The organism is Profundibacter sp. (assembly GCF_056498605.1).
The window spans coordinates 1-4,749 of record NZ_JBSMEZ010000089.1 but is presented as its reverse complement, the minus strand read 5'-3'; the positions used below and the strand labels follow the sequence as shown (position 1 = coordinate 4,749).

6 protein-coding genes and 1 tRNA gene are annotated in these 4,749 nt (G+C 53.2%); 3 read left to right on the top strand and 4 right to left on the bottom strand.

The window, feature by feature from the left end; genetic code table 11:
• Window positions 1-152: 152 nt before the first annotated feature.
• From ACWB12_RS08945 to rlmB, 3 genes are all read right to left on the bottom strand, one after another.
• Window positions 153-620 carry a CoA-binding protein gene (locus ACWB12_RS08945; protein ID WP_479529729.1) on the bottom strand — a complete coding sequence of 156 codons (468 nt, stop codon included), beginning with the start codon at window positions 618-620 and terminating at the stop codon, window positions 153-155.
• A gap of 188 nt (window positions 621-808) precedes the next feature.
• On the bottom strand, window positions 809-1,264 hold the full coding sequence (locus tag ACWB12_RS08940) for a YHS domain-containing (seleno)protein (RefSeq protein ID WP_479529728.1): 456 nt from the start codon (window positions 1,262-1,264) through the stop codon (window positions 809-811).
• Between the two features lie 75 nt (window positions 1,265-1,339).
• Window positions 1,340-2,119, bottom strand: a complete 780-nt coding sequence (rlmB, locus tag ACWB12_RS08935; RefSeq protein ID WP_479529727.1) for a 23S rRNA (guanosine(2251)-2'-O)-methyltransferase RlmB — start codon at window positions 2,117-2,119, stop codon at window positions 1,340-1,342.
• A gap of 125 nt (window positions 2,120-2,244) precedes the next feature.
• Between rlmB and ACWB12_RS08930 the strand changes: the two genes are divergently transcribed.
• Window positions 2,245-2,328: transfer RNA gene (locus ACWB12_RS08930), tRNA-Tyr, on the top strand.
• A 16-nt stretch (window positions 2,329-2,344) separates the two neighbouring features.
• On the opposite strand, the gene ACWB12_RS08925 is transcribed toward ACWB12_RS08930, so the two are convergent.
• The gene (locus ACWB12_RS08925) at window positions 2,345-2,941 is read right to left on the bottom strand and encodes a hypothetical protein (protein WP_479529726.1); all 597 of its coding nucleotides are present in this window, start codon (window positions 2,939-2,941) and stop codon (window positions 2,345-2,347) included.
• 156 nt (window positions 2,942-3,097) lie between these two features.
• On the opposite strand from ACWB12_RS08925, the gene ACWB12_RS08920 reads away from it, so the two are divergent.
• Both ACWB12_RS08920 and ACWB12_RS08915 read left to right on the top strand, forming a co-directional pair.
• Window positions 3,098-4,102, top strand: coding sequence for a hypothetical protein (locus tag ACWB12_RS08920; RefSeq protein ID WP_479529725.1), 1,005 nt, complete (start codon window positions 3,098-3,100; stop codon window positions 4,100-4,102).
• Window positions 4,103-4,311: 209 nt separating this feature from the next.
• Entirely contained in the window at window positions 4,312-4,638 is a 327-nt protein-coding gene (locus ACWB12_RS08915; protein ID WP_479529724.1) for a hypothetical protein, read from the top strand.
• Window positions 4,639-4,749: the final 111 nt, after the last annotated feature.

Sequence of the window (4,749 nt, the reverse complement as noted above, 5' to 3'; positions counted from 1 at the left end):
TTGAACTTCTAAATCAAATTGTCGAACAATTGATAACCCGCCCAAGGAAGCAAAAAGAGATTTGGGAAAAACTGCCTGAGGCAAAACGCGCTCCCGTTGAAGCCAAATTAGCAAAGCCGACTGACTAACTATTTGGGCTATTACCCCGACCTCTACAACTTCGAGATTATCACCCCCGTATTAAACCCGCCCATCCTCAGCTCGCCATACAACCGTTGATATTCGATTTTCGGGCAGCGGTTCATGATCACTTCAACACCCCGCGCTTTGGCAAGGGCCGCTGCCTCCTCGTTCTCGACGCCGATCTGCATCCAGACGGTTTTCAGGTCGGGGAATGTGTCCAATGCCGCCTCGACAATCGGCGTCACATGTTCGGAGCGCCGAAAAATGTCGACCATATCGACGGGGCGATCAATCGAGGCCAAATCCGGCATAATCTCCTGCCCAAACAGCATTTTGCCCGCATGGCCCGGATTGACCGGAATAACCGTAAACCCCTTCATCGACAGATACCGCGCCACGAAATAGCTGGGGCGCACGGGGTTCATTGAAACGCCAACGCAAGCGATCACCTTATTGTCGGTCAGGATGCGTTTCAGCATGTCGTCGGAATAGGTCATGAGGCATCCTTAACAGGCTATCCCAAAAGAAAAAAGCGTCCGAACCTGCATATTGGTCCGGACGCCAGTTACGGAACGAGGGACAGTGATAGGAGGTGCGCGCGTTCCGGGCGCTGCACCTGCACCACAACAGATAAGCAGCTTTAACGCGATTGCCAGAGGCGGTAAATGAATTGTGATGGGGTGCTTTATTGCAATACCGCTGGCCAGTTGGCATTGGCGCGGCTGATGTTGCCTGGAATGTCTTGGCGCCAAATACCCCGCACTTCCAGACTGAAGTTCAGATACAGCTTATCGTCAACCACGGTCCACGCATCAGGGTCCGTCGGGGCTGTTGCGCCCTTGGACACGGCATATGCGCAATACCCGCCGTATTGGGGGGCGTATTTTCTGGGGTTTGCGTCAAACAGCGCCTTGTTTTCCTCGCTTGAGAATTGCCACGTTGCGCCGTTCCAGCTGCTGCTGATCTCCATCTCGCCCTTTGTCGGGGTCGCCGCCGTGAAATAGGCCACGGGATCATAACCGTTTATCGCGGTGCCGCCTATTGAGTAGACTTTGGGCGTTTCTGCCATAGCGGGTCCGATTTGTGCCACCACTACGGGCACCACCAACAACAATCCTAGAAATGCGCGTCTGCCTATCATCACGTCCTCCTGTTACTCTTACCCTGACTATATGGGCAAGAACCGCAGGTTTATACCGACCTGACATAGATGTGATTACGACCCCCGCGAGGCATACAGCGCCACAGCAGCGGCGTTCGAGACATTAAGCGAGCCAAATTCGCCGGCAGCGTCGATTTTCACCAGCGCGTCACAGGTTTCGCGGGTTTTTTCGCGCAAGCCCGGCCCCTCGGCCCCAAGCACCAGTGCAATCGGGCGATCCGTGCGTCCCTCAACGGCTTGGGCCACCGATTGCGTCGCCTCGCCGTCCAGCCCCAGCATCAGGTAACCCATTGATTTCAAGGTCTCCATCGCCACCGCAAGGTTCTTGACCCGCAAATAGGGTTGGCGCTCCAAAGCGCCCGAAGCAGATTTGGCCAAAGCGCCGGTTTCAGGTGCGGAATGGCGTTGTAGCGCGATCACGGCACGAGCGCCGAACACTTCGGCCGAGCGCAAGATCGCGCCGACGTTATGCGGGTCAGTGATGCGGTCCAGCAGCAGCACGCGCGGCACTTGGCCGTCCGCTGCCATGCAACATTCCTCAATGCTGCCCCAACTCAGTTGCTTGACCTCAAGTGCTGCCCCCTGATGCACAGATTGGGCCTCAAGCGGGGCGGTGAATTTGCGCGCGTCAGACATTTCAGGCTCCATGCCGCTGGCGCCAATATCTTCGGCCAGTTTGTCATAGGCATTTTTGGTCACAATTAGCCGCAGCTTTTTACGGTCCGGATTGCGTAGGGCATCGCGCACCGCGTGCAAGCCAAACAGCCATACGGTTTCCGCCGCCGACGCGCGCCTGCTTTGTTCCTTTTCGATCACCCATTTAGGTTTTTCCATCGCCTTGATACCCCTGAATTTACGCAGATTTGACAATGCGGCACACAGCATCCCGATACAAGGTTATTATCAGGTGGGTTTACGCTTGACGGGTTAGCATAGCGCGGGTATCCACCCCCAGTGTTGGGCGATAGGCCGCAAGGTGTGGCAGGGGACTGTAACTCCCTCGAGGCGACTCACGCCTGGTTCGATTCCAGGATCGCCCACCATTTTTCTCGAAACCAGTTACGGCATCAGGATATCGGACCGCTGATAGGTCGCGCTATCCTGCGTTCCATCATCAAAAATCAATGTCACTGACATGCTTTTGACCGATCCAATATCCAAAACGGCATAGGGCAAATGGGTTTCCATTTTCATCGCATTGGGTTGGGCGGTATTCTCGTAACATTCTTCGACCTCGAACACCTGTTCAGGCGCCCCGTTCACCCCATAGCGGATTTCATGCAATCCACAGCGCCATGCAACCAGCTGGGTGAAATACAGCAGGTCATTGCCGTCATATTCACGCACTGCCACCCATGCAGTTTTGGTGGCGGACAAGATCGGCTTAACCTCGGTTGCTGTGGTGAATTTGCCGGTTGGCTCCTGTGGTTCTGGCTGCCAATCAGTTTCTCTTGCATATGCCGTGCCATTTTCGGTGCCGTTCAATAAGGATCCGTTGGTGTCATCCGGCATGGTTGTGTTAGTGCCGTCTAGCAACGAGTCGCTGTTTGTATCGGCATCGGTCACGGCAGATATGGTCCGATCCGTTGCATTCTGCGACCCCGCCCCCAGCCCGACACCTATCGCGATGGTGAACACCAATAATACATGAAACATCTATCTCTCCTGCCGCGCAAATGATTGCTTTTTTACAATAGCTTTAACAAACATGTCCAAAATCTTAACTATTCTCACATTTTGAAACAATAACGCCTTTTGGCAAACACTGTTTCGGCCTATAGTTGTTCAAAACAACCACGGGCATGGCTAACTATGGCGAAGAAAAGCAGGAAACGTCAAGATTTCAATATCCTGATCGTCGCCCAGAACGGGCGGCTGCAATACGAGGCGGTTTTGTTCGCCGCCTCCTTGCGCCATTCCGATCCCGGTTTCAAAGGCCGCCTGATCGTGGCCGAACCACAATCCGGACCGAACTGGAAGAATGATCCAAGCATCGGCAATGATGAGGTGCGTGCCCTGCTGACCGATCTGGGGACCGAGATTGTGCCCTTCAACAGCAAACATTTCGGCGGGGACTATCCATACGGTAATAAAATCGAGGCTTTGTCCGCGATGCCCAAGGGCGAACCATTTGTATTTTTCGATACCGACACGCTGATCACGGGGCCGCTGTCCGAGGTGGCGTTTGACTTTGATCACCCAGCAGCCTCAATGCGCCGCGAAGGCACTTGGCCAACCGAAGAGCTGTATGGCCCCGGTTATAACGAGACATGGGGCGCATTATATGACCGGTTCGATCTGGATTTAGCCAGTTCGCTGGATATGTCTCAGCCGGATGAATACTGGCAGCGCTATCTGTACTTTAACGCGGGCTGGTTTTTCTACCGCTGCCCGCATGAATTTGGCAAACGATTTGCCAAATACGCGCTGGAAATCCGTGATAATACGCCGGATACGCTGGTGTGTCAGCCGCTGGACCCGTGGCTCGATCAAGTCGCGCTACCCTTGGTGATCCATTCATTCGGCGGTGGACGGCCAGGGCCGGAACTGGACGGGCTGGATGGTGATATCAGCTGCCATTACCGCGTCCTGCCGATGCTATACGCCCGCGAAAACGATCATGTGGTGGATGTGCTCGAAACCGTCACTTCGCCAAACAAGATCAAAAAAGTGATCAAACAGTATGACCCGATCAAACGGATGATTTTCCAGCGGCGCGGGCAAAAGGTGCGGGCAATGTTTGACCGCGACGCCCTGCCCAACATGGAAAAGAAAATCCGCAACCGCATTAAACGCGAAGGGTTCTGGATGCGTTAGGGCTTAATTTTTTTCAGATAGTTTTCATGCATACCACCTATTTCTGATCTAGATCAAAGCATTGCAAGATGTTTTAGCATATCATTATCTTGGGGAATGCTGGTGCGGTTGCCAATGAAGATGCTGCGGATCCCTCGCAAAGTTTGACTTGGTCGCTATTTGCTCAGCCTTTCCTGAAAAGGGGAAACGGGAGCGAATAGGAGACTGAAATGAACACAGTCAAAATCATCAATGGTATCGCAATTTTCTCTGCAATTATTGTAGTGTCGGCTTGCGATCCTCCAGGCGATCACAAGACGATAACATTCGAGCCGGAAAGAAACCTTGAAGTTATCACCCAATATAATGGCGGCCAAATGATCGTTAATGTAAATGACCCAACAAGCGGGGCCAATTGGGTTGATTGCGTTCCAAACACAGACGAAGGCTGTCGTCAAACCTTCTTGATTGAAGATGCCAAGCCGCCGCCCATAGACCCACTCCGCGATGATGGCGACAAGGAGGAGAGAAGTGGCGGTGGTGGTCATCAACACTAACAAACGCACGTAAAATTAACATCACCCGTCTAGATCATTGTTCTGAAATGGCAGACGGGGGAGGATATTATTTGCCGGGTTTCTCAAAATTGGAAGGTTACTAGCTGGTTT